The organism is Kitasatospora sp. NPDC057223 (genome assembly GCF_042669755.1).
Taxonomy (GTDB): Bacteria; Actinomycetota; Actinomycetes; order Streptomycetales; family Streptomycetaceae; genus Kitasatospora.
This window is the reverse complement of record NZ_JBHUWW010000072.1, coordinates 18,793-44,192: the sequence shown is the minus strand read 5'-3', so window position 1 is coordinate 44,192 and position 25,400 is coordinate 18,793. Positions and strand designations below refer to the sequence as shown.

Annotated in this window: 16 protein-coding genes; 11 read left to right on the top strand and 5 right to left on the bottom strand. The window is 76.1% G+C overall.

Annotation, left to right across the window (positions count from 1 at the left end; all coding sequences use genetic code 11):
* Window positions 1-47 precede the first annotated feature (47 nt).
* The 5 genes from ACFUK0_RS23970 to lanM form a co-directional block, all read right to left on the bottom strand.
* Window positions 48-167 (bottom strand): ALQxL family class IV lanthipeptide, encoded by a 120-nt coding sequence (locus ACFUK0_RS23970; protein WP_380253465.1) that lies wholly within the window; start codon window positions 165-167, stop codon window positions 48-50.
* 5 nt (window positions 168-172) lie between these two features.
* A complete protein-coding gene (gene lanL / locus ACFUK0_RS23965) occupies window positions 173-2,878 on the bottom strand; it encodes a class IV lanthionine synthetase LanL (protein ID WP_380253463.1) in 2,706 nt (901 codons plus the stop codon).
* 151 nt (window positions 2,879-3,029) lie between these two features.
* Window positions 3,030-5,936 carry a helix-turn-helix transcriptional regulator gene (locus ACFUK0_RS23960; protein WP_380253461.1) on the bottom strand — a complete coding sequence of 969 codons (2,907 nt, stop codon included), beginning with the start codon at window positions 5,934-5,936 and terminating at the stop codon, window positions 3,030-3,032.
* Between the two features lie 73 nt (window positions 5,937-6,009).
* A complete protein-coding gene (locus ACFUK0_RS23955) occupies window positions 6,010-6,213 on the bottom strand; it encodes a hypothetical protein (protein WP_380253459.1) in 204 nt (67 codons plus the stop codon).
* A 108-nt stretch (window positions 6,214-6,321) separates the two neighbouring features.
* A complete protein-coding gene (lanM, locus tag ACFUK0_RS23950; RefSeq protein ID WP_380253457.1) occupies window positions 6,322-9,489 on the bottom strand; it encodes a type 2 lanthipeptide synthetase LanM in 3,168 nt (1,055 codons plus the stop codon).
* A gap of 338 nt (window positions 9,490-9,827) precedes the next feature.
* Between lanM and ACFUK0_RS23945 the strand changes: the two genes are divergently transcribed.
* The 11 genes from ACFUK0_RS23945 to ACFUK0_RS23895 all read left to right on the top strand — a co-directional run bounded on the left by ACFUK0_RS23945 (window position 9,828) and on the right by ACFUK0_RS23895 (window position 25,326).
* Window positions 9,828-10,451, top strand: coding sequence for a LuxR C-terminal-related transcriptional regulator (locus tag ACFUK0_RS23945; RefSeq protein WP_380253455.1), 624 nt, complete (start codon window positions 9,828-9,830; stop codon window positions 10,449-10,451).
* Entirely contained in the window at window positions 10,448-11,089 is a 642-nt protein-coding gene (locus tag ACFUK0_RS23940) for a response regulator transcription factor (RefSeq protein WP_380253453.1), read from the top strand. Before ACFUK0_RS23945 ends, ACFUK0_RS23940 begins: the two co-directional genes overlap by 4 nt.
* A 170-nt stretch (window positions 11,090-11,259) precedes the next feature.
* On the top strand, window positions 11,260-14,451 hold the full coding sequence (locus ACFUK0_RS23935) for an amino acid adenylation domain-containing protein (protein WP_380253451.1): 3,192 nt from the start codon (window positions 11,260-11,262) through the stop codon (window positions 14,449-14,451).
* Between the two features lie 56 nt (window positions 14,452-14,507).
* A complete protein-coding gene (locus tag ACFUK0_RS23930; RefSeq protein ID WP_380253449.1) occupies window positions 14,508-15,776 on the top strand; it encodes an aspartate aminotransferase family protein in 1,269 nt (422 codons plus the stop codon).
* A gap of 51 nt (window positions 15,777-15,827) precedes the next feature.
* Window positions 15,828-16,775, top strand: coding sequence for an ornithine carbamoyltransferase (locus tag ACFUK0_RS23925; protein ID WP_380253447.1), 948 nt, complete (start codon window positions 15,828-15,830; stop codon window positions 16,773-16,775).
* A gap of 59 nt (window positions 16,776-16,834) precedes the next feature.
* Complete coding sequence (locus ACFUK0_RS23920; RefSeq protein ID WP_380253445.1) at window positions 16,835-19,165, top strand: lantibiotic dehydratase; 2,331 nt, start codon at window positions 16,835-16,837, stop codon at window positions 19,163-19,165.
* Window positions 19,162-20,688 (top strand): amino acid adenylation domain-containing protein, encoded by a 1,527-nt coding sequence (locus ACFUK0_RS23915; RefSeq protein ID WP_380253443.1) that lies wholly within the window; start codon window positions 19,162-19,164, stop codon window positions 20,686-20,688. Before ACFUK0_RS23920 ends, ACFUK0_RS23915 begins: the two co-directional genes overlap by 4 nt.
* Window positions 20,685-21,632: a threonine/serine dehydratase gene (locus ACFUK0_RS23910; protein WP_380253441.1), complete on the top strand. Its 948-nt coding sequence runs from the start codon at window positions 20,685-20,687 to the stop codon at window positions 21,630-21,632. The genes ACFUK0_RS23915 and ACFUK0_RS23910 overlap by 4 nt, the downstream gene beginning before the upstream one ends.
* A gap of 51 nt (window positions 21,633-21,683) precedes the next feature.
* On the top strand, window positions 21,684-21,944 hold the full coding sequence (locus tag ACFUK0_RS23905; protein ID WP_380253439.1) for an acyl carrier protein: 261 nt from the start codon (window positions 21,684-21,686) through the stop codon (window positions 21,942-21,944).
* Between the two features lie 11 nt (window positions 21,945-21,955).
* Window positions 21,956-24,253 (top strand): lantibiotic dehydratase, encoded by a 2,298-nt coding sequence (locus tag ACFUK0_RS23900; protein WP_380253437.1) that lies wholly within the window; start codon window positions 21,956-21,958, stop codon window positions 24,251-24,253.
* Window positions 24,254-24,789: 536 nt separating this feature from the next.
* Window positions 24,790-25,326: a hypothetical protein gene (locus ACFUK0_RS23895; RefSeq protein ID WP_380253435.1), complete on the top strand. Its 537-nt coding sequence runs from the start codon at window positions 24,790-24,792 to the stop codon at window positions 25,324-25,326.
* Window positions 25,327-25,400: the final 74 nt, after the last annotated feature.

The window sequence follows — 25,400 nt, the reverse complement described above, 5'->3', positions numbered from 1 at the left end:
GGCCGGGAGGATCCCGGCCACCCGCGCTGTCAGGGGAGCCCCGGTCACTACATGTCGTTGATGCTCCAGTTCCCGCACTGGAAGATGCTGAACGGGAAACAGGGGTACGCCGCGGTGGTCTGCTCCTCGCTCTCCAGCAGCTGCAGGGCGTTGACGTCCTCGGTCATGGTGGTCACCTCCTTCCGGCCGGGTCGGGGGCGGGCAGCCAGCGGCGTGGCCCGCCGTGTCGGAGCCGGAGCAGCAGGCCGAGCGGCCCGCCGAGTCCGGTGTTGAGACCGACGCCCACCCTTCCCAGGGTGTCGTCGGGGATCAGGAGCAGCCCGTCGTGGACGACGTGCCGCGCGTGGGCGCAGGCGAGGAGTTCCTCGGCGCGGCGCCGGTGGCCGGGGTCGTCCAGGGCCTCGGCGAGGTCGAGCAGGTACTCGGCGTTGCCGGCCAGGCCGTGGCAGGCGGCCGGCGAGCTCCGCCACCGCCAGCGGTACACCTCGGTCGCGGCCTGCTCGGCGCACTCGCGGTAGCGGGGATCCCCGGTGGCCTGCCAGAGCCGGATCAGGAAGGTGCCGATGCCGGAGGCGCCGCTGCACCAGTGGGGGGCGTGCACGGGGGCGTCGGCGGTGCGGTCCTCGACGGGCCAGGCGGCGCCGCCGTCCCGGACGCGTGCGGTGGCGAGCAGGGTCGCGGCGGCCGCCCCGGCGGCGTGCACGAAGTCCTCCCGCTCGGCGGCGAGCCCGGCCAGCAGCAGGAAGGTACCGATGCCGGCGACGCCGTGGGCGAACCCGAGATGGGTGATTCCGGCGAGTTCGGAGTCGAAGCCGGCCGGGACGGGCCACACCACACCGGACCGGCCCTGGGCGGCGGTGGTCAGCAGGTGTTCGGCCGCGGTCACCGCGCGCTCCCGGAACTCCTTGTCGCCGGTGGCCTGCCAGAAGTGGAGCTGGGTCAGGCCGGCGCCGGCCGTGCCGTGGCACACGTCGGGGTTGGGCCAGCGCACCGGCACCTCGCGGGCCAGCCGGGCCGCGCGCCCGGCGAGGGCGTCGTCGTCGAGCAGCCGGGCGGCGTCCAGCAGGGCCCAGGCGGTGCCGGAGCGCCCGAAGTGCAGCCCGGGCAGCCGCTGTCCGTCTTCGGGCCGGGTGGCGATCCACTGTGCGGCCCCGGCGACCGCGGCCCGCAGCCGCGGGTCCGCCCGGTGCGCGGCGGCCGCGGTCAGGACGGACAGCACGCCGGCCGCACCGTGCTGCACGTTCAGCGGGTCGGTCCGTTCGCCGGCGGGGTCGGCGGGCCAGAGCCGGACCTCGTCCAGCGGGGTCATGGTGTCCATCAGGTGGGTCAGCCCGTCGGAGAGCAGCCGCTCCGCCGTCCGGTCGTCCAGGACGCCCCCACCGGCGGGCGGCGCGTCGGCGGGTACGGCGACGGGCAGCGCGGCGAGCCTCTCGCGGACGGTGTCCAGGCTCCACCGGTCGCTCGGCTCCGGCGCCATCAGGCCCAGCACCAGCGGCTGGAGGGCGGCGAGGTCCGGGCGGTCGGCGAGGGCGGCGGCCAGCAGGGCGGCGAGGCGCTCGGCCCGGCCGCGGCTCGCCCCGCGGTCCGGGGCGAGCAGGGGTTCGGCGCCGGTCAGCAGGTGGAACAGTACGGCGCCGAGGCTGTAGAGGTCGGAGTCCGGGCCGGGGGCCGGGCCGCTCGGGGCGCCGTCCACCACCTCGGGCGCGCCGAAGCCCGGCGTGTGGAGCCGCAGGACGTGGTCACCGGGGCGGGCGAGGGTCTCCAGGTCGATGAGGCGGACTTCGCCGTCCGGAGTGACCATCAGGTTGTTGGGGTTGAAGTCCCGCAGGACCAGGCCCAGCCCGTGGACGGCCCCGACCACCGCCACCAGCCGCCCGGCCAGCTCCAGCACCGACGCCCGGTCCGGGCGGAGCCGCCCGGCCACCCAGGAGCGCAGCGTCAGGCCGGGGACGCGCTCCTCGGCGAGGTACCGGTTGCCGCCCTGCTCGAAGAGGTCCAGCACCTGCGGACAGAGGCCGAGCGGTGCCAGCAGCGCGTGCATCCGCGCCTCGTGGGCGAGCAGGTCGCCCGCGTCGGTGCCCTCCAGGGTGGCCCCGACGTGCCGGCGGGCCTCCTTGACGACGACCTCCTGTCCGGTCCGCCGGTCGGTGGCGAGGAAGACGCCGCCCTTGTACGCGTGCCGGATCGCCCTGTGCACGACGTAGCGGTCGTTCAGCAGGACGCTCGTCCCCGGGGCGGGCGGCGGCCCCTCGGGCGCCGGCAGCGGGAGGACCGCCCAGGCGGGCGGGCTGAAACCGGCCGGCCGCCGGTCGCGGACGAAGCTCCCGTCGGGTGCCCGCAGCATCGGCTCGGGGGAGCCGTCGTTGGTGAGCCGGGGGAATCCCCGGAAGGCGCCGTAGCGGTAGTGCACCAGGCTGCCCGGCCAGTACTGCCGGTCGGAGAGGATGCCCGGCCCCGGCAGGTGCGCGGTGGCCCGGTGCAACTCCTCGGCGAGTCGCCGGAACTGGTCGTCGTCGTGCGGGTAGACGGTGATGAACTTGCCGCCGGCGCCCCGGTCGTAGCGGGCGGAGACGAGATCCGTCAGACGGCCGGGTGTACCGGCGCACTTGAACGGGGCCCGGGCGGCGACCAGCACCTGGGCGGCCCGGGTCAGCACCGTCGGGGCGGAGAGCGGGGTGGCGGACACGTGCAGCTTCCAGCCCTGCCGCCGGCCCGCGCCGGCGTCGCCGGGGGTGACGCGGCACCAGAAGTCCTCTGCGGTGACGGACCAGCCCCGAGCGTCCTGCCCGCGGAGCACCGCCTCGATCAGGCCGGGGTAGAACGTGGCGTACGGATCCGCCTCTGCCGAGTCCCGACCCGCGGGGTACCCCTCTGCCATCGCTCGCCCCTCACCCTCTGCGGACCGCCGGAGTCGGCCGGGTTCCGGCCGCACCGCCGATCCTGCCGCGGCGGGGGCCCGCGGTTCATGGGTGAGGAGCACGTATCTTCCGGCCCGCGACCCCCACATCGGCGCCGGGACCGGCCGGTCGTCAGGCCTGCTCCGCCGCCAGGGCGCAGAGCTGGGAGCGGTTCGGCAGGCCGGTCTTGGCGATCAGGCTGGCGACGTGCTTCTCCACGGTGCGCGGCGATATGTAGAGCCGGGCGGCGATGTCCTTGTTGCTGAGGCGGTCGGCCATCAGCTGGAATATCTCGTACTCACGGACGGTCATGCCCTTGAGGCGCAGCTCCGGCGGTATCAGGTCGCTGCCGGTGCGGTGCTGGCGGACGGGCGCGCCGATCGCGCGCAGCAGCGTCCGGCAGGCGCCGACCACCGCGGTGGCGGAGGTCTCGCGGAAGTGGTGCTCGGCCTCCCGGAGCCATCCTTCCGGATCGCCCCAGCCCAGCGCGTGGGCCTCCTCCGCGACCAGCCGCTGCCCCAGGTGGCGGGCGGTGGGGTAGGGCGTGCCCGCCTCCTGGGCGAGGAGGGCGGCGCGTCCGGCCGCCTCGGGCCGGCCCTCCCGGCCGAGCTGGACGGCCTCGGCGAGCAGGACGAACTGGCGGTTCCAGCGCATCCGGCCCGCGGAGCTGGCGGCCACCAGGTCGAGGCGGGCGCGGTCGGCCCGGCCGTCCAGGAGGTCGAGCAGCAGGCCGAGGCCGTGCCGTCCGCTCAGGTGGAAGGTGGTCGGGTTCTCGGCCTCCAGCGCCTGGAGGCCGGCCATGTCCCGGGCGGCCCGGTCCCGGTCCTCCTCCAGGAGGGCGCAGAACACCCGGGCGAGGCCGAGGGCCAGCGGCTCCTCGGGCGAGCCGCTCCCGCCCCAGCGGCCGAAGTCGGTCAGGGCCTCCTCCATCGCGGCCCGGTCGCCCTGGTGGGCGGCCAGCACCGAACGGGTCATCAGCAGGTAGCGGGCCACCGGTGTCAGCTTCAGGCGGGCCGCCATGGTCAGCGTCTCGTCGCCCAGCTCGCGGGCCTCGGCGAACCGGCCGCACAGCACGTCGTGCAGGGTGAGGATCCCGTCGAGGCTGTAGACGACGGTGACCGCGCCGAGCCGCCGGGCCTCCGTGCGGGCCTCCTCCAGGGTGGCGGTGCTGCCGTCGGCCAGCCAGCGGACGCCGCCGAGCCGGGTGAGCGCGTACATCCGCTGGAGCGGCAGGCTGTGCCGCTCGGCGGTGGCCATCGCCCGTTCCAGGTAGGTGCTGGCCTCCGACAGGTCGCGTTCGCGGGCGACCACGCCGAGCAGCTCCCACGCCTGGCAGGCGACCAGGGGCAGGTCGTGCCGTTCGGCGGTGCCGATCGCGGCCCGGGCGAGGCGCTCGGCCCGCTGGGTGCGGTCCGGTCCGGGGGTGTCGAGGCACAGGTACGCCTCGACCACGTCGGTCAGCGCGGTGTGGGCCTCGTCCGGTGCCGTGCCCAGCAGGGCGCGGGCCCGTTCGATCTGGTTGTTGCCGTCGGCCCAGCGGCCCGCCATGTACGCCACCTGCGCGAGGCGGGTGTGCAGGGCCGCCAGCCGGGCCGCGCCCAGGCCGGCGCCGACGAGCTCGCGCAGGCTGCCGGTCAGGCTGAGCGCGCGGGTGAGGTCGCCGGTCTCGGCGAGCGCGGGCAGCAGCGCCTCCAGGGCCTCGGCCCGGGCGGCGGAGTCGTCGCCCCCGGCCAGCAGCCGCTCGGCCCGGTCGAGCAGCGCGACCGCGGAGCCCACCGCGCCCCCGGCGAGGGCGCGGCGGCCGGCCTCGGTGAACAGCCGGCCGGCCCGGACGGGGTCGCCGGCGTCGGCGCGCAGGGTCGCCGCGAGCGGGCACCAGTCGCCCGGCAGGCCGGGGTTGAGGGTCTCGATGGCGTCCGCGGCCTGGTGGGACAGGGCGGCCCGGGCGGACGGGGTGAGCTGGGCCAGCAGCGCCTCGGCGGTCAGCGGGTGCTGGAAGGCGTACCAGTCGGGGGCGGGTTCGTCGGCCGAGACCAGCCGGACCGCCACGCTCGCGTGCAGGTGGCTGAGCAGGCTCCGGTCGTCGGCGCCGGTCATCAGCTGGAGCACCGACAGGGGGAACCGCCGGCCGAGCACGGCGGCGGCGGAGAGCAGCGTCTGCCCCTGCGGGCCGAGCTGGTCGATGCGGTGGATGGCGCCCTCCAGCAGCGCCCTGGGCACGTTCCGGCGCAGGTTGCCGGCCACGCGCCAGGCGGCGCCCTCGCGGACCAGCGAGCCGCCGGTGACCGCGCCCTGGAGGAGTTCCTCGACGAGGAACGGGATGCCCGCGCTGTCCTCCCGCATCTGGGTGAGCACCTCGGCGGGTACCAGGGCGGGGTCGGTGTCCAGGCAGGAGGCGATCAGGCGGCCGACCTCCTCGGCGTCCAGCGGTGCCAGCCGGAACACCGTCCCGCTGCGGCGGCGTCCGGCGGACTCGGCGAGGCGCAGTGCCTCGCCGGGCTCCGACCGGACGGTCGCCACCAGCATGATCGGCTGCTGTTCGAGGTTGTCCACCAGGTACTCGACGACGGCCAGCGTCTCGGTGTCGGCGTCGTGGAGGTCCTCCAGCACCAGCAGGCAGCCGTGCTCGCGGCCGGCGGAGGCGAGCAGGCGGAGGACCGCCTCGGCGAGCACCACCGTCGATCCCTGGTCCGGCGCGCCGGTGCTCCAGTCCGGGATCAGCCGGCCGAGCACCGGGCGGTACGGGCCGAGGCTCGCCTCGTCGGGTGCCACCCCGCCGCGGGAGAGCGGCATCAGGGCCTCGGTGAGGGGCCGGAGCGGCACCATCGGACCGATGGTGCTGCTCCGGCCTTTCAGGACCCGGACGCCGGCGTCCAGGGCCGACCCGATCAACTCGGCCACCAGTCGCGACTTGCCGGTGCCTCCCTCTCCGACCAGAAACGCCGTACAACCGCGTGACCGGTCCAGATCCCGCAATGATTCGCCGAGCTTGGTGACTTCGGCCTCTCGGCCGATGAGATGAGCTGCCCGCACACGCATAGCTTCGGATAGTAGTCGCTCGTCTCAGGAAGTGTCGTACACCTGAGCGCACAGAATGTCTCGTGACGGCAGGTCAGGCGGGCACCGAGACAGTGGTGGTGATGGAGCCGAGGCCGACCACGACGCCGCTGCCCAGATTCATTCCGGCCAGCGCCCGGGTGCGGGCGCACGCCCCGTTCCAGCGGACGAGCCGGATTTCGCCGGCCGGATCGGTCGCCGCCGCGGACGCGCCGGTGGCCTCGCCGTGGACGGTACCGTTCTGCAGGAAGTGGGACATTGGTCTTCCTTTCCATTCGGGAAATCGATCCGACGCGGGATCAATCTGTTTATTGAGAGTTCATTTCTGTTCCGCGGTGCGATGTCCGAAAATGGTCGTTGTGGCGGCTTACGCCGCGGTCGCCGGAGCGGGGTCCAGCAGCAGGACGGAGGGCACCGCGCCGGCGAAGCCCAGCCGGAGCAGGGCGTAGCCGATGCCCGACAATCCGGTGAGGAGTCCGGGCGTCGGTACGTGCCCGGGGGTTCCGCAGCGCGGCCCCCAGTCGTGGAGCAGGCCGAGGACCAGGCCGACCCGGCCGCTCAGGCTGCTCTGCGCACCCGCGTGGCCGCGCGCCGCGAGGGCGGTCAGCGCCTCGGCGGTGCCGAGCTCGCCGTGGCACAGGCTGAGGTCCGCCGCCGGCGGGTGCTCGGTGAGCCGGCGGACCGCGTCCCGGGCCGGGCCGTCCGCAGGCTGCGGACAGAGCCCGGCGTCGGCGGCCGCCAGGACGGCGCCGGCCGTCCCGGAGCACCAGCCCGCGTCGAGCCGGTCCGCCGCCGCGAGGGCGGCGCCCAGCCTGGCCCGGCCGGCGACGCCGGCCCGCTCGCCCGCCGGGCCGCCGGCGAAGCGGGCGTGCCGGGTCAGCGCCCAGCCGATCCCGGCCTCGCCGAAGGCGAAACCGAAGCGTGTCGCCGGCCCGTCGCCGGCCGGCCCGGCCGGCCCGGCCGGCGGGAGCCGCAGCAGCCGTTCGGCGATCCGGTCGGCGAGGTCGGCCGCCTGCGGCAGTCCGCGCTCGCGGTGCACCGCGTGCAGGGCGGCGAGCGCTCCGGCCAGGCCCGCCGACACGTCCGGCGGGGTGTCGTCGCCGAGCGCCGCCAGCGCCAGGGCGTCCAGCGCCGTCGGCAGGCAGTCGGCGAGATCGTCGTCCAGCAGGTTGGCCACCCGGGCGAGGGCGTAGCAGACCCCGCCCAGCCCGTCGAAGCCGCCCGGGCCCACGGCCCGGGCGAGCGCCGGGTCGGCTGCCATCGCGGCGACGAGTCCGGGCACCGGGGCGAGCGCCGCCCGGGCCAGCCCGGTGTGCCGGGCGGAGCCGGTGAGCGCGCCGAGCTGGGCCAGGAACAGGGCCACCCCGGTGTACCCCTGGGCGAGCCCGGCCCCCATGGGCAGCACCGTCCAGCGGTCGTCGACCGACTCCAGGCCGATCCAGTTGACCCGGTCCGGCCCGCGGACGCAGCGGCCGGCGATCTCGTCGGCGATCCCCGAGGCGGCGGCCAGCAGCGCCGAGGGCTCCGGCACGGCGGCCGGGGCCGTGCGGGTCAGCCGGCCCGCCAGGTGCCGGGACCGGGCGGCGCCCGGATCCGCGGACGCCAGGGTGGCCGAGATGATCCACTCCTGGTCGTGGCGGTCGACGGTGCTCATGGCGGCGAGCTTCGCCCGCGCCGACGCCAGGCCCGAGGTGTCCAGGACTCCGGGCACCGTGCTGCCGTCCGAGGCGAACACCTCGGGTGCGCCAGGCCGGTGGAAGAAGACGGGGACGTCGCCGTCCCACAGGTCGGCGATCTCGTGCTCGATCAGGGCCTGGCGGGCCGGGTCGCCGTCCGACTCGGCCCACAGCACCGCGAACACGGCGTCCCGGTCGAGCCCGTCGCGCAGCAGCCGGGGGTGGGTCGCCTCCTCCAGCAGCGTGGCGTACAGCATCGTCGGGCGGACCACGAGCCGGCCGAGCGCGTCCGCACCGGCGGCCAGCGGGCCGCCCGGGCTGGACAGTTCGTCGCGGTGCCGGACGACGGCGTCGTACCCGGACCGGAATCCGGCCAGGACGGAGGCCAGCCGGTCGGAGTTCCGGTGCCCCGCCACCTCGCCGTAGGGCCGGTTCAGCGCGCCGGTGAACGGCGCGGGGCGGCGCACCAGGCGCATCCCGTCCGTGCCCGCGTCCTCCCAGGCCATCCGGGTGTTGGGGAACTCCCCGCCGGGCGCGCCGCCCAGTGCGGAGATGTCGACCGCGCCGAGCTCGCCCATCAGGAGCTGCGGCAGCAGGCAGGTGCGGTGCACCGAGGAGGCGTGCGCCGCGGTGGCCGGGTCCGGCAGGGTGGTGCCGCCCTCGCGCAGGACGGGGTGCAGCAGTGTCTCGACGTCGACGAGGACGGGCTGGTCGCCGTGCGCGAGGAGGTTCTCGCAGTGCAGGTCGACCCCTTCGAGGGTGTAGGCCAGGGCGACCAGCGCGCCCTGCCGCCGGTGGAACCGGTCGATCTCGGTCAGCGAGCGGCAGGCCCGGTGGTCGATGAACTCCAGCCAGCCGTAGCCGTTCCCGGCCACCCAGCGCGGGGTGCGCAGCCCCAGGCCCGCCACCTTGGTGTCCAGCCAGCCGGCCATCCCGTCCAGCAGGGCGTGCTGGCCGACCGGCCGGGGCTTGTAGACCGCGCTGCCGCCGCCGGCGAACCGGAGCACCGCCACCGACCTGCCCTGCTGGTGCAGGTCCCCGAGCCCCAGCTCGACGTCGGCCAGCGGGCCCGGGTCGCGCCCGCCGAACAGCTCCTCGGCGATCTCGCGCCGGTCGGCGGCGAGCCGCGCCAGCAGCTCGGCGCCGGACCGCGCGGTGTGCCGGCAGGTGCGGGCCATCAGCCGGGCGAGCACCGGGTACCCGGCGAACAGCCGGGCGAGGCCGGCCCGGGTGCCCGCCCGGGCGGTGAAGTCGGCGAACCGGTCCGCCCCGGTGGCGCCCGACAGGTCGCCCGCGTCCCGCGCGGCGGCGAGCTCGACGACCAGGGTCCGGGCGGCGGCCTTGGCCAGCCGCTGTGCCAGCCAGTGCGCGTACTCCCGGGCGAACACCGCCACTTCGCCCGGCTCGGCGCCGCCCGCCCCGGCCTGCTCGGCCAGTTCGGCGACCGCCGCCGCCACCAACGGGCGCAGCACCGGCTCGAACACCGCCGCGCCGTCCGCCGCCTCGTCCGGCACGGCCGCCGGCGCCTCGCCGGAGACGTCCGCCGGCGTCCCCGGGGCCGCGGCGACCGCACTCTCCGCGAACACCGCCCACTGCGGCTTGGCGAGCCGGCCCGCCAGCCGGAGCGGCGGTTCGGCGGCGAGCGCCGCGACCAGCCCGGCGTCGGCGCCCAGCCGGGCCGACCGCACGGACTCGCAGGCCAGCTCGACCGCCGAGCGGGCCCGCGGCCCGGCGGGCGGCCCCGCCGCCGGCGTCACGGGCGGGTGGGGGGCCGACAGCCGTTCGCGCAGGGTCGCGGCCGGTGCCCACCAGGAGGGCGTCGGCCAGGTGGCGGAGGAGGCGGTGTCGGTTGTGGTCACGTCCATCACCTTCCAGCGGCGCCGCCCGTCCGTACAGGGTGGTTGCACCCGTACATTTCGCGGCGGACTACCCAGTCGCCGCCCCCGCCGTCCCCCACCTCCGCGTCGCCGGGCGGTCCGGCGTGGCCCGCGAGCGGCCACGGCGGCGGCGGGCCCGCGGCCACCGGGCCCGCGGCGGCCGGTACCGCCGGCCGGCCGCGGTCCGGCGGCCGCCGCGCGGCCGGGGGCGGCCCGGCCGGGTACCGGAATACGGGTGATCGGGCCCCATGCGGCGCGGCGCACGGGGCGCCGAGACTCCTCGCCGAGAGGTTCCATCCCAGCCTGACCGAGGAGTGCACATGGGCAACCCCCTGCCGCTTTGCGTCGTGGCCCTGGACCCGGTGCTCGAAGCCGGCGCCGTCAGCGCCCTGTCCGGCATCCCGGGCATCGCCCTGGTCCAGCCGCCGGAGAAGGCCGCCGTGGCCGTCGTGATCTTCGACCGGGTGGCCCGCCAGGAACTCGACCTGGTGAACGCGACCCGCACCGGCCCGCACCGGCCCGCCATCGTCGTGATCGCCGCCGAACTGTCCCCGGCGGAGGCCGCGGACGCCATCAACGCCGGGGCCCGCGGCCTGCTGCGCCGGCGCGAGGTCAACGCCGACCGCCTGGCACGGACGGTGCTGACCGTGGCCGGGGGCGACTGCACCGTGCCGCCCGACCTGATCGACGGCCTCCTCGACCACGGTGCGGAGATCGACCCGCAGGCGGGCACCCGGGGGCAGGGACCGGGCTGGGGCCTGGACGAGCGGGAGCGCGCCGTCCTGCGGATGGTGGCCGACGGCCGGGAGACCGACGAGATCGCCAAGGAGCTCTGCTACTCCGCGCGGACGGTGACCACCGTGGTGCGCGACATCACCCAGCGGTTCCGGCTGCGCAACCGCGCCCACGCGGTGGCCTACGCCCTGCGGGCGGGCCTGCTGTGAGCGCCCTCGTCCTCGAAGCGCCGCCGGAGGCCGGGCGGCGCACCGGCGCCCTGCGCGTGCACCTCGGCCCGGCCGGCGGGGCGGCCCGCGACACGGTGGCCGCCAACCTGCGCCGGGCCGGCATCGAGCTGGCGGCCGTCCGCTCCGAGGGAGCCGTCCGGGTGGCCGCCGGCCGGACGCCCGGTGCGGCGCTCGACGGCTGGCCGGAACCCGGCGGCGGCCCCCTCCTGCTGGTCGCCGACACCTTCACCGCCGCCGGGGTGCGCCGGGCCGTCCGGGCCGGGGCGGTGGCCATGCTGCAGTCCGCGGAGGCCACCCCGGAGCGGCTGCTCACCGCCGTCCACGGCGCCCGGCACGGCGAGGGCCGGATGCCCTACGGCGTCCTGGTCCGCCTCCTCGGCGAGGGGGACGCGGACGCGGCCGACCGCCGCCGGCCGGCCCCCGGATCGCCCCTGACGGCCCGGCAGACGGCGGTGCTCACACTGGTCGCCGAGGGTCACGGCAACGCCGCCATCGCCCGCGAACTCTCCTGCTCCCAGCACACCGTGAAGAACGTCATCTACGACCTGATGGCCCGCCTTCAGGTCCGCAACCGGGCCCACGCGGTGGCGCACGCCGTCCGCACCGGGCTGATCTGACCAGGCTCCGCCCCCGGTCACGGCCCCGACCAGAGACATTGACGCAGCAAAAGCCGCGGCCCGCGCTGCCGCTCCTTCCCTACTGCCGGGCCGCGGGTGAGCGGCAAGCTCCGGATGTGCCCCGGCCGACCGGGGCGCGACGACCAACCCAACTCCCTGGAGGTGAGCCGGTGGACCGCGGTGACGGCCGGACGACGTCCTTCTCGCAGCAACGGCTGTGGTTCCTCGACCAACTGCGCCCGGGCACGGCGGACCATCTGCTCCCGCTGGCCCTGCGCCTGCGCGGCGGCCTCGACCCCGAGGCCCTCGCCGCCGCCCTGACCGACGTGGCCGACCGCCACGAGGTGCTGCGCACCCGGTACTCGGCCGCCGACGGCGAGCCGCTCGCCCACGTGCTGCGCCGGGTCGAGGTGCCGCTGGACACGGTCGAGGCGCCCGCCCCCGGAGCGGCCGGGATCGCCGCCGTCCTCGGCCGCGTGCTGCACCGGCCGGTCGACCTGTCGGCCGCGCCGCCGCTGCGCGCCACCCTGGCCCGGCTCGCGCCCGACGACCACCTGCTGGTCGTGGTGGTGCACCACATCGCCTTCGACTTCTCCTCCTGGAACATCCTCACCCGCGAGCTGGCCGCGGCCTACCGCGCCAGGACCACCGGCCTCCCGCACGGGCTGCCGGAACTCCCGCTGCAGTACGCCGACCTGGCCGCCCGCCAGCGCGAGCGGACGACCGGCCCCCGGCTCGCCCGCAGCCTCGGCCACTGGCGCTCCCGGCTGGCCGGCCTGCCGCCGCTGGACCTGCCGACCGACCGCCCCCGCCCCGCCGAGTGGGACGGCGCCGCCGCGGTGGCCCGGTTCACCCTCCCCGCCGACCTGGTGGCACAGGCCGACCGGCTGGCCCGCGCCCACCGCGCCACCCGGTTCATGGTGCTGCTCGCGGCCTTCCAGGCCCAGCTGGGCCGGTACAGCGGGCAGCGCGACTTCGCGGTCGGCACCCCGGTCGCGGGGCGCGGCCACGCCGCCGCCCGCAACCTCATCGGCCCCTTCGTCAACACCGTGGTGCTGCGCGCCGACCTGTCCGGCCGGCCGACCTTCGGCGAGCTGGTCGACCGGGTCCGGGGCGCGTCCCTGGCCGACCTCACGCACGCCGACACACCGTTCGAACGCGTGGTCGGTGAGCTGGCGCCGCCCCGCGACCTCAGCCGCAACCCGCTCTTCCAGGTCTCCTTCCTGACCCTCGACTCCCAGGCCGAGCCGCCCGACCTGCCCGGCCTCGCGGTCGAGCTCGTCCCCACCCCGGTCGCCGGAACACCCTTCGACCTGGCGCTCGACCTGCTCGGACGCCCCGACGGCAGCCTCGGGCTGCGCCTGCAGTACGCCACCGCGCTGTTCGCGCCCGAGACGGCGGACCGCCTCACCCAGGACTACGTCCGGCTGCTGCGCGGCCTGCTGGCCTCCCCGGACCAGCCACTGGCCGACCTCACCGCGGAGATCGAACCGCTGCCCGGCGGCGAGCGCCGCCGCCGGCTCGCCCTCGGCCTCGGCAGCGCCCGCGCCGTCCCCCCGCAGACCGTCACCGACCTCTTCGAGCAGCAGGCGCGCCGCACCCCGCACGCCCCCGCCGTCCGCTCCCGGGACGGCGAACTGAGCTACGCCGCACTCGACGAGCGCGCCGACCGGCTGGCGCACCGGCTGCGCGGCCTCGGCGTCGGCCGCGGCACCCGGGTGGGCGTCCTGCTGGAGCGTGGCACCGGACTCCTCGTCGCCCTGCTCGCCGTCCTCAAGGCCGACGGCGTGTACGTCCCGCTCGACCCGCTGCACCCCGTGCGGCGGATCGGCAGCCTGATCGAGGACACCAGGGCCGCCGTGGTCGTCACCACCGGGCCGCTGGCCGGCCGGGTGGCGGGCGCCGGGGCGGAGGTCCTGCTGCTCGACGGCGGCCCGCCGCCGGCCGGCCCGGCGTCCCGGCTGGAGCGGAGCACCGGCCCCGACGACCTCGCGTACGTCTTCCACACCTCCGGTTCGACCGGCACGCCCAAGGGCGTGCAGATCCCGCACAGCGCGCTGGCCAACTTCCTGCACGCGATGGCGGCCCGACTGGAGCTGGCCCCGGACGCCACCGTGCTCGGGATCACCACCGCCTCCTTCGACCCCTCGATGCTCGACCTGTGCCTGCCGCTGCTGACCGGCGCCCGGCTGGTGCTGGCCGACGCCGAGCAGGCCCGCGACCCCGAGCGCCTGATCCGCCTGATCGGCGAGGCCCGCCCGGACGTGCTCCAGGCCACCCCCTCGATGCTGCGGATGCTCGTCGACACCGGCTGGACACCCGGCCCCGGCCTCACCGTGCTCTCCGGCGGCGAGAAGCTCCACACCGACCTGGCCGCGGCGCTGGCCGCCGGCGGCGCCCCCGTCCAGGACCTCTACGGGCCGACCGAGGCCACGATCTGGACCAGCGTGGCCCGGCACGGCGCCGACGGGCACGTCCGGGAGTGGGCCGCGGTGGACAACACCACCGTCCGGGTGCTCGACGACCGGCTGGAGCCGGTGGCCGAGGGCGGCACCGGGCAGGTCTGCATCGGGGGCGACGGCCTCGCCTGGGGCTACCGGGGGCGGCCCGCCCAGACCGCCGGCGTCTTCCTCCCCGACCCGCACGCCACCGCCCCCGGCGGCCGGCTCTACGCCACCGGCGACCTCGGACGGCTCCGCCCGGACGGCTCGCTGGAGATCCTCGGCCGCAGCGACCACCAGGTGAAGATCCGCGGCCACCGGATCGAACCGGGCGAGATCGAGGCCGCCCTGCTCGCCCTGGCGGGCGTGCGCGCCGCCGTCGTCCACCCGACGCCGGACGGCAGCGGCGGCCGCCAGCTCACCGCGTACCTGGTCGCGGAGGACGCCGCGAACCCGCCCGCGCCCGACGCCCTGCGCGCCGAGCTGCTCGACTTCCTGCCGCACCACCTCGTCCCCGCCGCGTTCGTCCTGCTGGACGCCATCCCGACCGCGGTCAGCGGGAAGGTCGACCGCCACGCCCTGCCGGTGCCCGCACCGCAGGCCGCCGGGCCGGCCGCCGCTCCGCGCACCCCCCGGGAGCGCTCGGTGGCCGCGGTCTGGGAGGAGGTCCTCGGCGCCACCGGGATCGGCGCCCACGACGACTTCTTCCTGCTCGGCGGGCACTCGCTGCTCGCCACCCGGGTGTCCGTGCGCCTGCGCGCCGCCCTCGGGGTGGACGTGCCCGTGCGGGCGCTGTTCGACCACCCCACCGTCGCCGCCCTCGCCACCGCCCTGGACGGCTACCCGCGGTCGGCCGCCGGCGGCCCGCTGCCGCGGCTGACCGCCCGCCCGCGCGGCGACCGCGCCGCCGCCGCCCGCTGACCGCAACCGTCCCCAGGACTCCACGCCTCCACGCCTCCTCGTCCCAAGGAACCGCCATGACCCTCGCCACGACCACCGACACCTCCGTCTTCGAGAAGCTCGAATCCGAGGTGCGGTCGTACTGCCGCACCTTCCCCGTGGTGTTCGAACGCGCCAAGGGCGCGCTGCTGCACACCGACGACGGCCGGACCTTCATCGACTTCTTCTGCGGCGCCGGCAGCCTCAACTACGGACACAACAACGACGCCGTGAAGCGGCGGATCCTCGGCTACCTCGCCGACGACGGCATGATGCACGGCCTCGACATGCACACCGTCGCCAAGCGCGACTTCCTCACCCGGTTCAACGAGATCGTCCTGCAGCCCCGCGGGCTCGACTACAAGGTGCAGTTCACCGGCCCGACCGGGACGGACGCGGTGGAGGCCGCCCTCAAGCTGGCCCGCCGGGCGACCGGCCGCACCGGCCTGACCGCCTTCACCGGCGCGTACCACGGCATGTCGCGCGGTTCGCTGGAGGTCACCGGCAGCCGCCGCGCCCGCCGCGCGGGCTCGGTCACCGGCGGGGACGTCACCTTCGTGCCCTTCGAGGACGGCCCGCTCGGCCCGTTCGACTCGATCGGCCTGATCGAGCGGCTGTGGGCCGACCCGTCCTCCGGCACCGAACTGCCCGCGGCGGTCGTCGTCGAGCCGGTGCAGATGGAGGGCGGCGTCCACCCGGCGAGCCGGGAGTGGCTGCGCCGTCTGCGCGAGGTCACCCAGCGGTACGGCGTGCTGCTGATCCTGGACGAGATCCAGACCGGCTGCGGCCGCACCGGCTCGTTCTTCGGCTTCGAGGACTCCGGGATCGTCCCGGACATCGTCACCGTCTCCAAGTCCCTCAGCGGCTACGGGCTGCCGCTCTCGCTCACCCTGTTCCGCCGCGAGCTGGACCTCTGGCAGCCCGGCGAGCACACCGGCACCTTCCGCGGCAACCAGCTCGCCTTCGTCGCGGCCACCGCCGCGTGCGAACTCTGGCAGCAGGAGGACTTCCTGACCGGCCTGCGGCAGGGCGCCGAGCGCCTCACCCGGTTCAGGGCCGAGGTCGGCGCGCTGGACCCGGCCCTCGGGCTGCGCGGCCGGGGCATGGTGCTCGGCATCGACACCGCCCTGGCCGGCGGCGCCGACCGGGCCGAGCGCGTCCAGCGCCACGCCTTCGAGCACGGCCTGATCGTCGAGCGCTGCGGCCGCTACGACGAGGTCCTCAAGGTGATGCCCCCGCTGAACGTCGCGCCCGCCCTGCTCGACGAGGGGCTCGGCATCCTGCACGACGCCCTGCGCGAGGGCTGACGAGCCGTCACCGACCAGCCACCGGAAAGCCACCCGAGGAGAGGAACCCCGATGCCCCGTCCGAACCGCCGCCACCTGATCTCCGTCGACGACCTGACCGACCGCGAGCTGCGCTGGCTCGTGCACCGCGGCGCCCAGTACGCCGCCGGCGAGTGCGAGGGCGCCCGGCCGCTCGCCGACGCCGTCGTCGGCGTGCTGTTCCGCAAGACGTCCACCCGCACCCGGACGGCGTTCTCGGCCGGCGCGCTCCGGCTCGGCGGGCGGCTGATCACCTACGGCCCCGACGACCTCCAGGAGAACACCGGGGAGAGCACCGAGGACACCGGCGACGTGCTCTCCCGGATGCTCGACGTCCTGGTGGCGCGCACCGCCGGCAGCACCGAGGAGCTCCGCGCCTACGCCGCCCAGCAGCGGATGGCCGTGGTCAACGCGATGAGCGCCGCCGAGCACCCCACCCAGGCGCTCACCGACCTCACCACCATCCTCGGCCGCTTCGGCCGGATCGACGGGCTCCGGGTGCTCTACGCCGGCGAGGGCAACAACACCGCCTCGGCGCTCGCCCTGGCCCTGAGCCGGTTCCCCGGCACCGAGCTGCACCTGCGCACCCCGCCCGGCTACGGCCTCGACCCGGCCTTCCTCGACCGGGCCCGCGCCCACGCCAAGGAGTCCGGCGCGCTGGTGGAGGAACGGCACGACATGGCCGGACTGCCGGAGGCCGACATCGTCTACACCACGCGCTGGCAGACCACCGGCACCACCAAGCCCGACCCCGACTGGCGGCGCGTCTTCGCCCCGTTCCGGGTGGACGCCGCCGTGCTGGCGGCCTGCCCCGGCGCCGTCTTCATGCACGACCTGCCCGCGCACCGCGGCGACGAGGTGACCGGCGAGGTGCTGGACGGCCCCGCGAGCATCGCGTTCGAGCAGGCCGAGAACAAGTACCACAGCGCCCGCGCGGTCCTGGAGTGGTGCCTCGGCGGCATCCCGGCAGAGCTGGCCTGACGACCGGTCGGCCGCCGGCCGGCGACCCGGCGCACATCTCCCAGGGAGGTAGCACAGCAATGTCCGACACCATACGTATGCCCGGCGACGGGTGGCGCCTGTGGAAGCACTTCGCGCTCCGCGGGCCCGGCTTCCCCGCCTCGGGGGTACTGCGGCTGGCCCCGGAGGGCCTGGCCGCGGCCGCGGACAAGTTCGCCCCCGGGGAGGTACCGGCCGGGGCGGACTGGGAGGCGTTCGAGGAGGCCTTCTCCGCCGCCGCGGTGCACACCGCGCGCGACCTCCAGGAGATCGCCGCCTCGGCGCCGTTCCGGGCCGCGGTCGCCTGGCAGAACCGCGCGGTGCTGCGCACCGGCATCAAGCCGTTCCTCGACTGGACGCCGACCGCCGGGAGCCGCACCAGCATGCCCCGCCAGCGCGAGGAGCTGGTCGCCCACTACTGGCAGCGGTTCTGCGTCAAGAACGACACCATCGGCTTCTTCGGCCCGGTCGGCTGGGGCACCTTCGACACCACCCGGCGCGGCGTCGAGGTGCACCCCGGCACCGGCCTCACCGCCGACTCCCGGGTCTACTTCTCCAGCTGGTCGATGGACGCCCTGGCGAAGGCGGTCGACCGCGACCCCCGGATCCGCGCCTGGACGCCGCCGCGCCCGCTGCCGTTCGTCCGGGTGGAGGACGGCACGGTGCGCCTCCCCGGCCGCCCGCCGCAGCCGGCCCCCGAACCCGCGCTCACCGTCCTGCAACTGTGCGACGGACGCCGGACGCCCGCCGAGATCGCCGCCCTGGCCGCCCGGGAACTCGGCCGGGAGCTGCCGGAGCAGGAGCTGACCGAGGCGCTGGAGTGGCTGGTCGCCCGCCGCCTGGTCGCCTGGAAGACCGACGTGCCCGCCGGCACCTACCCCGAGCGGGAGCTGCGCGCCATCCTGGAGCGCATCGGCGACCCGGCGGTGCGCGAGCCCGCCCTCGCCAAGCTGGCGGTGCTGGAGGCCGGCCGCGACCGGGTCGAGCGGGCCGGCACCGACCCCGAGGAGCTGACCGCGGCGCTCGCCGCGCTGGAGGACGGCTTCGCCGGGATCACCGACGAGTCGGCGGTCCGCGAGAAGGGCGCCCGGACGGCGCCCAACCGCGCCCTGGTGTACTCCGACACCCGCCGCTCCGCCACGGCGACCGTCGGCACCGCCGTCCTGGAGCAGCTCGCCCCGCTGGAACTGTGCCTGACCGCCGCCCGCTGGATGACCAACCGGTACGCGCAGGCCGTCGGCGCGCGCATCCACGAGGCCTACCTCGCCCTGCGGGAGAAGCAGGGGCAGGTCGACCTCGGCTCGCTCTGGTTCGCCTGCCTGCCCGCCCCCCACCCGCAGTCGTTCGCCGACATCGAGCGCATCCAGGCCGACCTGCGCGAACGCTGGGCGCGGATCATCGACGCCCCGGCCGGCGCCCGGCGGGTGCAGCTCGCCGTCGCCGACATCGAGGGCCAGGTCCGCGACGCCTTCCCCGAGGAGGGGCGCGGCTGGTCGCTCAGCCGCTACATCAGCCCCGACCTGATGATCGTCGCCGAGGACCTCCCCGCCGTCGGACGCGGTGAGTTCCAGCTCGTCATCGGCGAGCTGCACGTCGCGATGAACACCCTCGGCCAGTCCCTCTTCGTCCACCAGCACCCCGACCGCGGGCAGCTGATCGAGGAGACCACCCGCGACTTCCCCGGCCCCCGGCTGCTCCCCATGCTGCCCAAGGAGCTGCCGCTCAAGTGGTCCGCCCGCAGCCGGCAGGCCCTGGAGCGCCCCGAGGACCACTACGTCGCGCTCACCGACCACAGCGCCGACCCGCACCGCCCCCGCACCGTCCGCTCCGGCGACGTCCGGGTGGAGGAGCACGACGGCCGGCTGTCGGCGGTGCTGCCCGACGGCTCGGTCTTCGACCTGCTCGACGTGTTCTGCCACGCCCTCACCAACCGCGTGATGGACCGCTTCACCCTGCGCACCGACGGCGACCACTCGCCGCGGATCACCATCGACTCCACCGTCGTCGCCCGGGAGACCTGGCGCTTCACCGGCTCCGCCCTCGACTTCGCGGACGACAAGAGCGAGGCACGGCGGTTCGTCCGGGCCCGGCAGTGGCGGGACGGGCACGAGCTGCCCCGGTTCGTCTTCGTGGTCTCGCCCACCGAGCCCCGGCCGTTCTTCGTCGACTTCGACAGTCCCGTCTACGTCAACATCCTCGCCAAGGCCGCCCGCCGGCTCGCCCGCAAGGACCCGGACGCCCGGCTCACCGTCAGCGAGATGCTGCCCACCCCCGAGCAGGCCTGGCTCACCGACGACCAGGGCAACCGCTACACCTCCGAACTGCGCCTGGTCGCCGTCGACCGGACGACCGTCCCCGGGGAGCCGGCATGACCGCCCCCACCCGGACGACCTTCGTCGACGACATCCGCGCGCACGCCGCCCGCATGCCGCACCTGCCCGCCCTCCTGACCGCCGACGGCCCGACCGGGTACGGCGAACTCGCCGCCCGGATCGACCGGCTCGCCGCCCACCTCGCCGCCGCCGGGGTGCGGCCGGAGCAGGTCTGCGCGGTGGCCCTTCCCCCCGGCGCCGACGCCGTGGTCGCGACCGCCGCGGTGGTCCGGGCCGGCGGGGCCTTCCTCACCCTGGACACCGACCTGCCCGACCGGCGGCTCGCCGCCCTCGCGGCCGGCGCCGGCACGGCCCACCTGCTCACCTCCGCCGCCCTCGCCGGCCGGCTCGGACCACTCGTCGACGCGCCCGCCGTCCTGCTCGACCGGCTCCCCGCCACCGGGCCGCCGCCGGCCGCCTTCCCCGCCCCGCACCCGCGCTCGCTCGCCTACGTCAGCCACACCTCGGGCTCCACCGGCGCCCCCAACCCCGTCCTGATCGAGCACGGCGGCCTGGACACCTACCTGCGCGCCGTCGCCCGCGACAACGCCCTCGGCCCCGGCACCGTCACCCTGCAACTCGCCCCGCCCGGCTACGACGCCTCCATCCGCGACACCTTCGCGCCGCTCACCGCCGGCGGGTGCGTCGTCCTGGTCGAACGCTCGCGCCTGCTGCGCGCCGAGGCCTTCGCCGACACCGTCGCCGAGTACGGCGTCGACACCGTCCTCAGCACCACCCCCTCCTTCCTGACCTTCCTCGCCCAGTCGCCCCGCGCCGCCGGGAGCCTGCGCGGCCTGCGGCTGGTCTGCTCCAGCGGCGAGTCGCTGCGCCCCTTCCTCGCCGCCGGCGGCCGCGCCCTGCTCGGCGGCCGGCTGGTCAACCAGTACGGGCCCAGCGAGTGCACCATGACCTCCACCCGGTACGAAGTCCCGGCCGATCCCGACACCTCCGCCGACACCGTCGGCACCCCCGTCGACGGCACCGCCGTACGCCTGCTCGACGAACGGGGACGCGAAGTCCCGGACGGGCGGACGGGCGAGGTGCACATCGGCGGCGCGGGCGTGGCCCGCGGCTACGGCGGGCAGCCCGGCCTGACGGCCGACCGGTTCCCGCCCGACCCGTACGGGCCGCCCGGTGCGCGGCTCTACCGCACCGGCGACCTCGCCCGCCGCGGCCCCGGCGCCACGCTGGAGTACCTCGGCCGGGCCGACCGCCAGATCAAGATCCGCGGCCACCGGGTGGACCCGGCCGAGATCGAGGGCGCCCTGCTCGCCCACCCCGAGGTCACCGGCGCCGTGGTGACCGCCGCGACCGACGACCGCGGCCGCACCTGGCTCGGCGCCCACGTCACCGGCCCGCTCGACGACACCACCGACACCCAGCTGCGCGCCCACCTGGCCCGCACCCTGCCGCCGCACATGATGCCCAGGCGGTTCACCCGGCTGGAGCGCCTGCCCGTCACGCACAGCGGCAAGGCCGACCGCCGCGCCCTGCGCGGCCCGGTGCCGGAGCCCGTCTCATGACGACCGCCGACACCCGGATCGGACCGGCCGCCGTACCGGCCGCCGCCGACCGGATCGCCCCCCACGTCCGGCACACCCCGCTGCTGCGCCGCGACTCGCTGCCCGGAGTCCTGGTCAAGGCCGAACACCTCCAGCACAGCGGGTCGTTCAAGCTCCGGGGCGCGGCCAACGCGATGCTCGCGACCGGCGCCGACGAGGTGGTCGCCGGCTCCTCCGGGAACCACGGCATCGCGGTGGCCACGCTCGGCCGCACGCTCGGCGTCCACGTCACCGTGGTGATGGCGGCCGGCGCCGCCGAGGCCAAGGCACGGGCCATCCGGGCGCTCGGCGGCCGGGTCCTGCGGGTGCCCGGCGGGGTGGCCGAACGCGACCGGTACGCCAAGGACCTCGCCGCCCGCACCGGGGCCGCGCTGGTGCCCTCCTCCGACCACGAACTCGTGGTGGCCGGGCAGGGCACCGTCGGCCTGGAGATGCTCCGGGACGCCCCCGACCTCGACACGATCTTCGTCCCGGTGGGCGGCGGCGGCCTGCTGGCCGGCGTCTGCCTGGCCGCCGCCCACCTCGCGAGCCCCGTCCGGATCGTCGGCGTGGAACCCGACCGGGCCCGGCGCTACGCCCGCTCGGTCGCCGCCGGCCGCCCCGTCGAGCTGCCGCCCAGCGACACGGTGGCGGACGGCCTGCGCGGCCAGCGGCCCGGCGAGGTGATCCTCCCGATCGTGCGGCGCCGGGTCGACGAACTGATCGGCGTCGGCGACCGGGCCGTGCTCCGCGCGATGGACCTGCTGCACCGCGCCGGCATCCCGGCCGAACCGAGCGGCGCCGCCGCCCTGGCCGGCGCCCTGCGGCTCGGCCTCCCCGGCCGCACCGCCGTCGTCGTCTCCGGCGGCAACAGCGCCGCGGCGCTGGCCGACGTCCGGCCGGCGCCCGCCGGCGCCGGCCGCTGACCGGCCCTCCCGATCGACACCCGCACACCCACCACTGCAGAAGGACAGGCCATGGACCTCATCGACACCGCCGAACTCACCGGGCTGATCACCGGCTACTACCGCGAGACGCTCGGCGACGACACCCTCGACGCCGCGAGCGACTTCTTCGAGGCGGGCGGCGACTCGCTCGCCGCCTTCCAGATCGTCGACCGCCTCCAGGAGCTGCTCGACGCCGAGATCGCCGTCGCCCTGGTCTTCACCTACCCGTCCCCGGCCGAGCTGGCGGAGGTCGTCGTCGACGACCTGTCCCTCGCTCCCGCATCGGCCTAGGAGGCACCGGGATGCACGAGGAATCCGTCTCCCTGGGCGGCCGCTGGCGGCTGTGGGACCAGGTCGCGGTGCGCGGCCCGGGGTTCCCCGCGGCCGGGGTGCTCCGGCTGGCGCCGGAGGGCCTGGCCGCGGCCGCCGACAAGTTCGGGCCGCGCGACGCCCTCGCCGGCGCCGCCTGGAAGGCCTTCGAGGAGGAGTTCACGCAGGCCGCCGTCCGGGCGGCCGCGAGCGCGCAGGAGATCGCCGCCTCCGGGCCGTTCCGGGCAGCGGTGGCCTGGCAGAACCGAGGGGTGCTCGACTCGGCGATCCGGCCGTTCCTCAACTGGTCGCCGGCGACCGAGGGCCGGACGTTCAAGCAGCGCCAGCGCGAGGAGCTCGTCGCGCACTACTGGCAGCGGTTCTGCGTCAAGAACGACACCATCGGCTTCTTCGGCCCGGTCGGCTGGGGCGCCTTCGACACCACCCGGCGCGGCGTCGAGGTGCACCCCGGCACCGGACTGACCGCCTCCTCGGAGGTCTTCTGGTCCAGCTGGTCGGTCGACGCCCTGGCCCGGGAGATCGACGCCGACCCGGCGGTCCGCGCCTGGACGGCGCCCCGCCGGGTGCCCTTCGTCCGGCTGGAGGAGAACGCCGTACGGACCCCCGGCCGCCCGCCGCGCCCGGTACCGCCCCTGACGCTCCGGGTGCTGCGCCTGTGCGACGGCACCCGCTCGGCCGTCGCCATCCAGGAGGAGGTCGGCCCGGGAACGGACGTGCCCGCCCTGCTCGACGAACTGGTCCGGCTGCGCTGGATCACCTGGCGGCTCGACGTACCCGCCGACATCCGGCCCGAACGCCGGCTCCGCGCCTGCCTGGAGCGGATCGGCGAGCCGGCCGTGCGCGCCGCGGCCTTCGCCCGGCTGGACGAGCTGGAGCACGCGGTCGGGGCCGTCCGGGCGGCGGCCGAGGACCCCGAGCGGCTGGTCGCCGCCCTCACCGGCGTCGAGCAGACGTTCCAGCAGGTCACCGACGCCGCCGCCAAGCGCGAGAAGAGCACCACCACGGCGCCCGGCCGCGCCGTGGTCTACTCGGACAGCCGTCGCTCGGCCACGGTGACGCTCGGCAGCGACGTGCTGGCCGCGCTCGCCCCGCTCGACCTGCTGATGTCCGGAGCCGGCTGGCTCGCCTCCGCCCTGGCCGCCCGCGTCGCGGACCGCGTCGCCGAGGTGTACGAGCGGCTGCGCGCCGACACCGAGCCGGGCCGGCCGGTGGACCTCGCCGCCTTCTGGTTCGCCTGCATGCCCGTCCTGCACGGGGCCGCGGTCGCCGACGCCGCAGGCCTCCAGGCGGAGTTCGAGCGCCGCTGGCAGCGGATCCTGCCGGCGTACGAGGGGGTGCGCCGGGTCACGGTCACCGGCGCCGCCATCGCCGGCCCGGTGGCGGAGGCCTTCGGGCCGGCTGGCGCACCGGGCTGGACGGCGGCGCGGTACGTCAGCCCGGACGTGATGATCGCGGCCGAGGACGCCGCCGCGATCGGGCGCGGGGAGTTCAGCCTCACCCTCGGCGAGCTGCACCTGGCCGCCAACACGCTGGGGAACGAACTGTTCGTCAACCAGCACCCCGAGCCCCGTGAACTCTTCGACCGGACCGACCGGGACCACCCGGCGCCCCGGCTCATGCCGCTGCTGCCGAAGGAGCACAAGTCCCGGCTCTCCGCCCGGATCCGGCACGCCCTCGTCCGGCCGCAGGACTACCAGGTCGCCCTGCTCGACAACACGGCGGACCCGCACCGCGACCGGACGGTGCCGAGCGCCGACACCGTGGTGGAGCACCGCGACGGCCGGCTCTGCGTGGTGCTGCCGGACGGCGCGGTGTTCCCGGCCGTCGAGGTCTTCGCCCATGTGCTGACCACCCTGGTGATGGACCGGTTCCGGATCCTGCCGGAGGCCGACCACTCGCCCCGGGTCACCATCGACCGGATGACGGTGGCCCGGGAGACCTGGCGCTTCACCGGCTCCGCCCTCGACTTCGCGGACGACAAGAGCGAGGCCAGGCGGTTCGTCCGGACCAGGCGCTGGCGGGACGCGCACGAGCTGCCCCGGTTCGTCTTCGTGGTCTCGGCCACCGAACCGCGGCCGTTCTTCGTCGACTTCGACAGCCCCGTCTACGTCAACATCTTCAACAAGGCCGCCCGCCGGCTCGCCCGCAAGGACCCGGACGCCCGGCTCACCGTCACCGAGATGCTGCCCACCCCCGAACAGGCCTGGCTCACCGACGACCAGGGCCTGCGCTACACCTCCGAACTGCGCCTGGTCGCCGTCACGGACTGATCCGCCGACCGCACCACCGCACGACGCACCGCCGAACCGGGCCGGGCTCCTCCCAGGAGCCCGGCCCGGTTCTGCGGGCGGGGGCTCGGACGCCTCCGGGGGGCATCAGCAGAACGCAGCCGGTATCAAAGGGTCTCCCGGAGTGTGGCGGGCCTGGGTCGAGAAAGCCGTCCGGACGGAGTCGGCCGGCAGCCCGGGGCTGGTGGCGGCCCCGGAGTCGATGCCGGGCTCCTTGGAGAGGCCGCCCGTGCGGGCGGCCCCCGCCGGCCGGCACCGCAACCTCAACGTGCTCGGCCGCCAGGGCTTCGCCGTCCTCTGCTCGGACGGCGGCTCCTGCGGCTCCTGCGGACCGGTGACGTGACCGGGGTACGACGCGAACGAAACGCCCAGGTGGGGCAGGGTGGTTGAGCCCCGGTCCGGGTGTTCCGATCGGAACACCCGCGTTCGGTCGACTGCAGACGGTGTCAACCGAGCGGAGGAGCGGCGTCAACCTGCAGGCTGATCCCGGTCAGCGGGAGACCGGAAAGAATGAGGGTATGTCAATCGACTTGGTGCGCGAGGCAGTCGAGGGTGATCGGACGGATCGCCCCGTCCCGCTGTGGGCGGAGAGAGTCGCCCACCTCATCCCGTTGCTGGGGCTGCCGGTGTGTCTCTGGCGGCTGCCCATCGGTTTCGGCTACGCGATGGGCGGGGAAGACACTCCGTCGGCGTGGTGGCACGTCCCGTACGTCCTCACGCTCAGTCTCCTGACCGAGGCGTTCGCGCTGCTCGGGTTCGGGCTGGTCCGCCGATGGGGGGAGGTGGTGCCCGACTGGGTCCCCCGACTCGGTGGTCGGCGGATCCCGCCCTTCGCGGCGATCGTTCCCGCCACCATCGGCGGCCTCCTCCTCCTCGGGCTGATGGTCAACTGGATCTTCACGGCCTTCCGTATCGACGGTTCGCCCGGTTTCCCGTACGCGCCGGGCTGGGACATGCTGGCCATGACGGTCAGCGGCCTGCTGGCCTTGTGGGGCCCCCTGGTGCTGGCTCTGACGTACGGCTACTACCGCCGCCGCTGCCGCCCGGAAGCCTGAGCACTCCGGCGCCCGGAGGCGTGGCAGGTTGGGCACGAGGACGCGCGGACGCTCCGGGGGGGGCAGGCCACCGG

Excerpts from the sequence above, each read along its gene's own strand:
- ACFUK0_RS23915 (WP_380253443.1), top strand. The coding sequence starts at position 19,162 with ATGACCGCCCCCACCCGGACGACCTTCGTCGACGACATCCGCGCGCAC.
- ACFUK0_RS23920 (WP_380253445.1), top strand. The coding sequence starts at position 16,835 with ATGTCCGACACCATACGTATGCCCGGCGACGGGTGGCGCCTGTGGAAG.
- ACFUK0_RS23960 (WP_380253461.1), bottom strand. The coding sequence starts at position 5,936 with ATGCGTGTGCGGGCAGCTCATCTCATCGGCCGAGAGGCCGAAGTCACC.
- lanL (WP_380253463.1), bottom strand. The coding sequence starts at position 2,878 with ATGGCAGAGGGGTACCCCGCGGGTCGGGACTCGGCAGAGGCGGATCCG.
- ACFUK0_RS23895 (WP_380253435.1), top strand. The coding sequence starts at position 24,790 with ATGTCAATCGACTTGGTGCGCGAGGCAGTCGAGGGTGATCGGACGGAT.
- ACFUK0_RS23970 (WP_380253465.1), bottom strand. The coding sequence starts at position 167 with ATGACCGAGGACGTCAACGCCCTGCAGCTGCTGGAGAGCGAGGAGCAG.
- ACFUK0_RS23930 (WP_380253449.1), top strand. The coding sequence starts at position 14,508 with ATGACCCTCGCCACGACCACCGACACCTCCGTCTTCGAGAAGCTCGAA.
- ACFUK0_RS23910 (WP_380253441.1), top strand. The coding sequence starts at position 20,685 with ATGACGACCGCCGACACCCGGATCGGACCGGCCGCCGTACCGGCCGCC.
- ACFUK0_RS23945 (WP_380253455.1), top strand. The coding sequence starts at position 9,828 with ATGGGCAACCCCCTGCCGCTTTGCGTCGTGGCCCTGGACCCGGTGCTC.
- ACFUK0_RS23900 (WP_380253437.1), top strand. The coding sequence starts at position 21,956 with ATGCACGAGGAATCCGTCTCCCTGGGCGGCCGCTGGCGGCTGTGGGAC.
- ACFUK0_RS23925 (WP_380253447.1), top strand. The coding sequence starts at position 15,828 with ATGCCCCGTCCGAACCGCCGCCACCTGATCTCCGTCGACGACCTGACC.
- ACFUK0_RS23955 (WP_380253459.1), bottom strand. The coding sequence starts at position 6,213 with ATGTCCCACTTCCTGCAGAACGGTACCGTCCACGGCGAGGCCACCGGC.
- ACFUK0_RS23905 (WP_380253439.1), top strand. The coding sequence starts at position 21,684 with ATGGACCTCATCGACACCGCCGAACTCACCGGGCTGATCACCGGCTAC.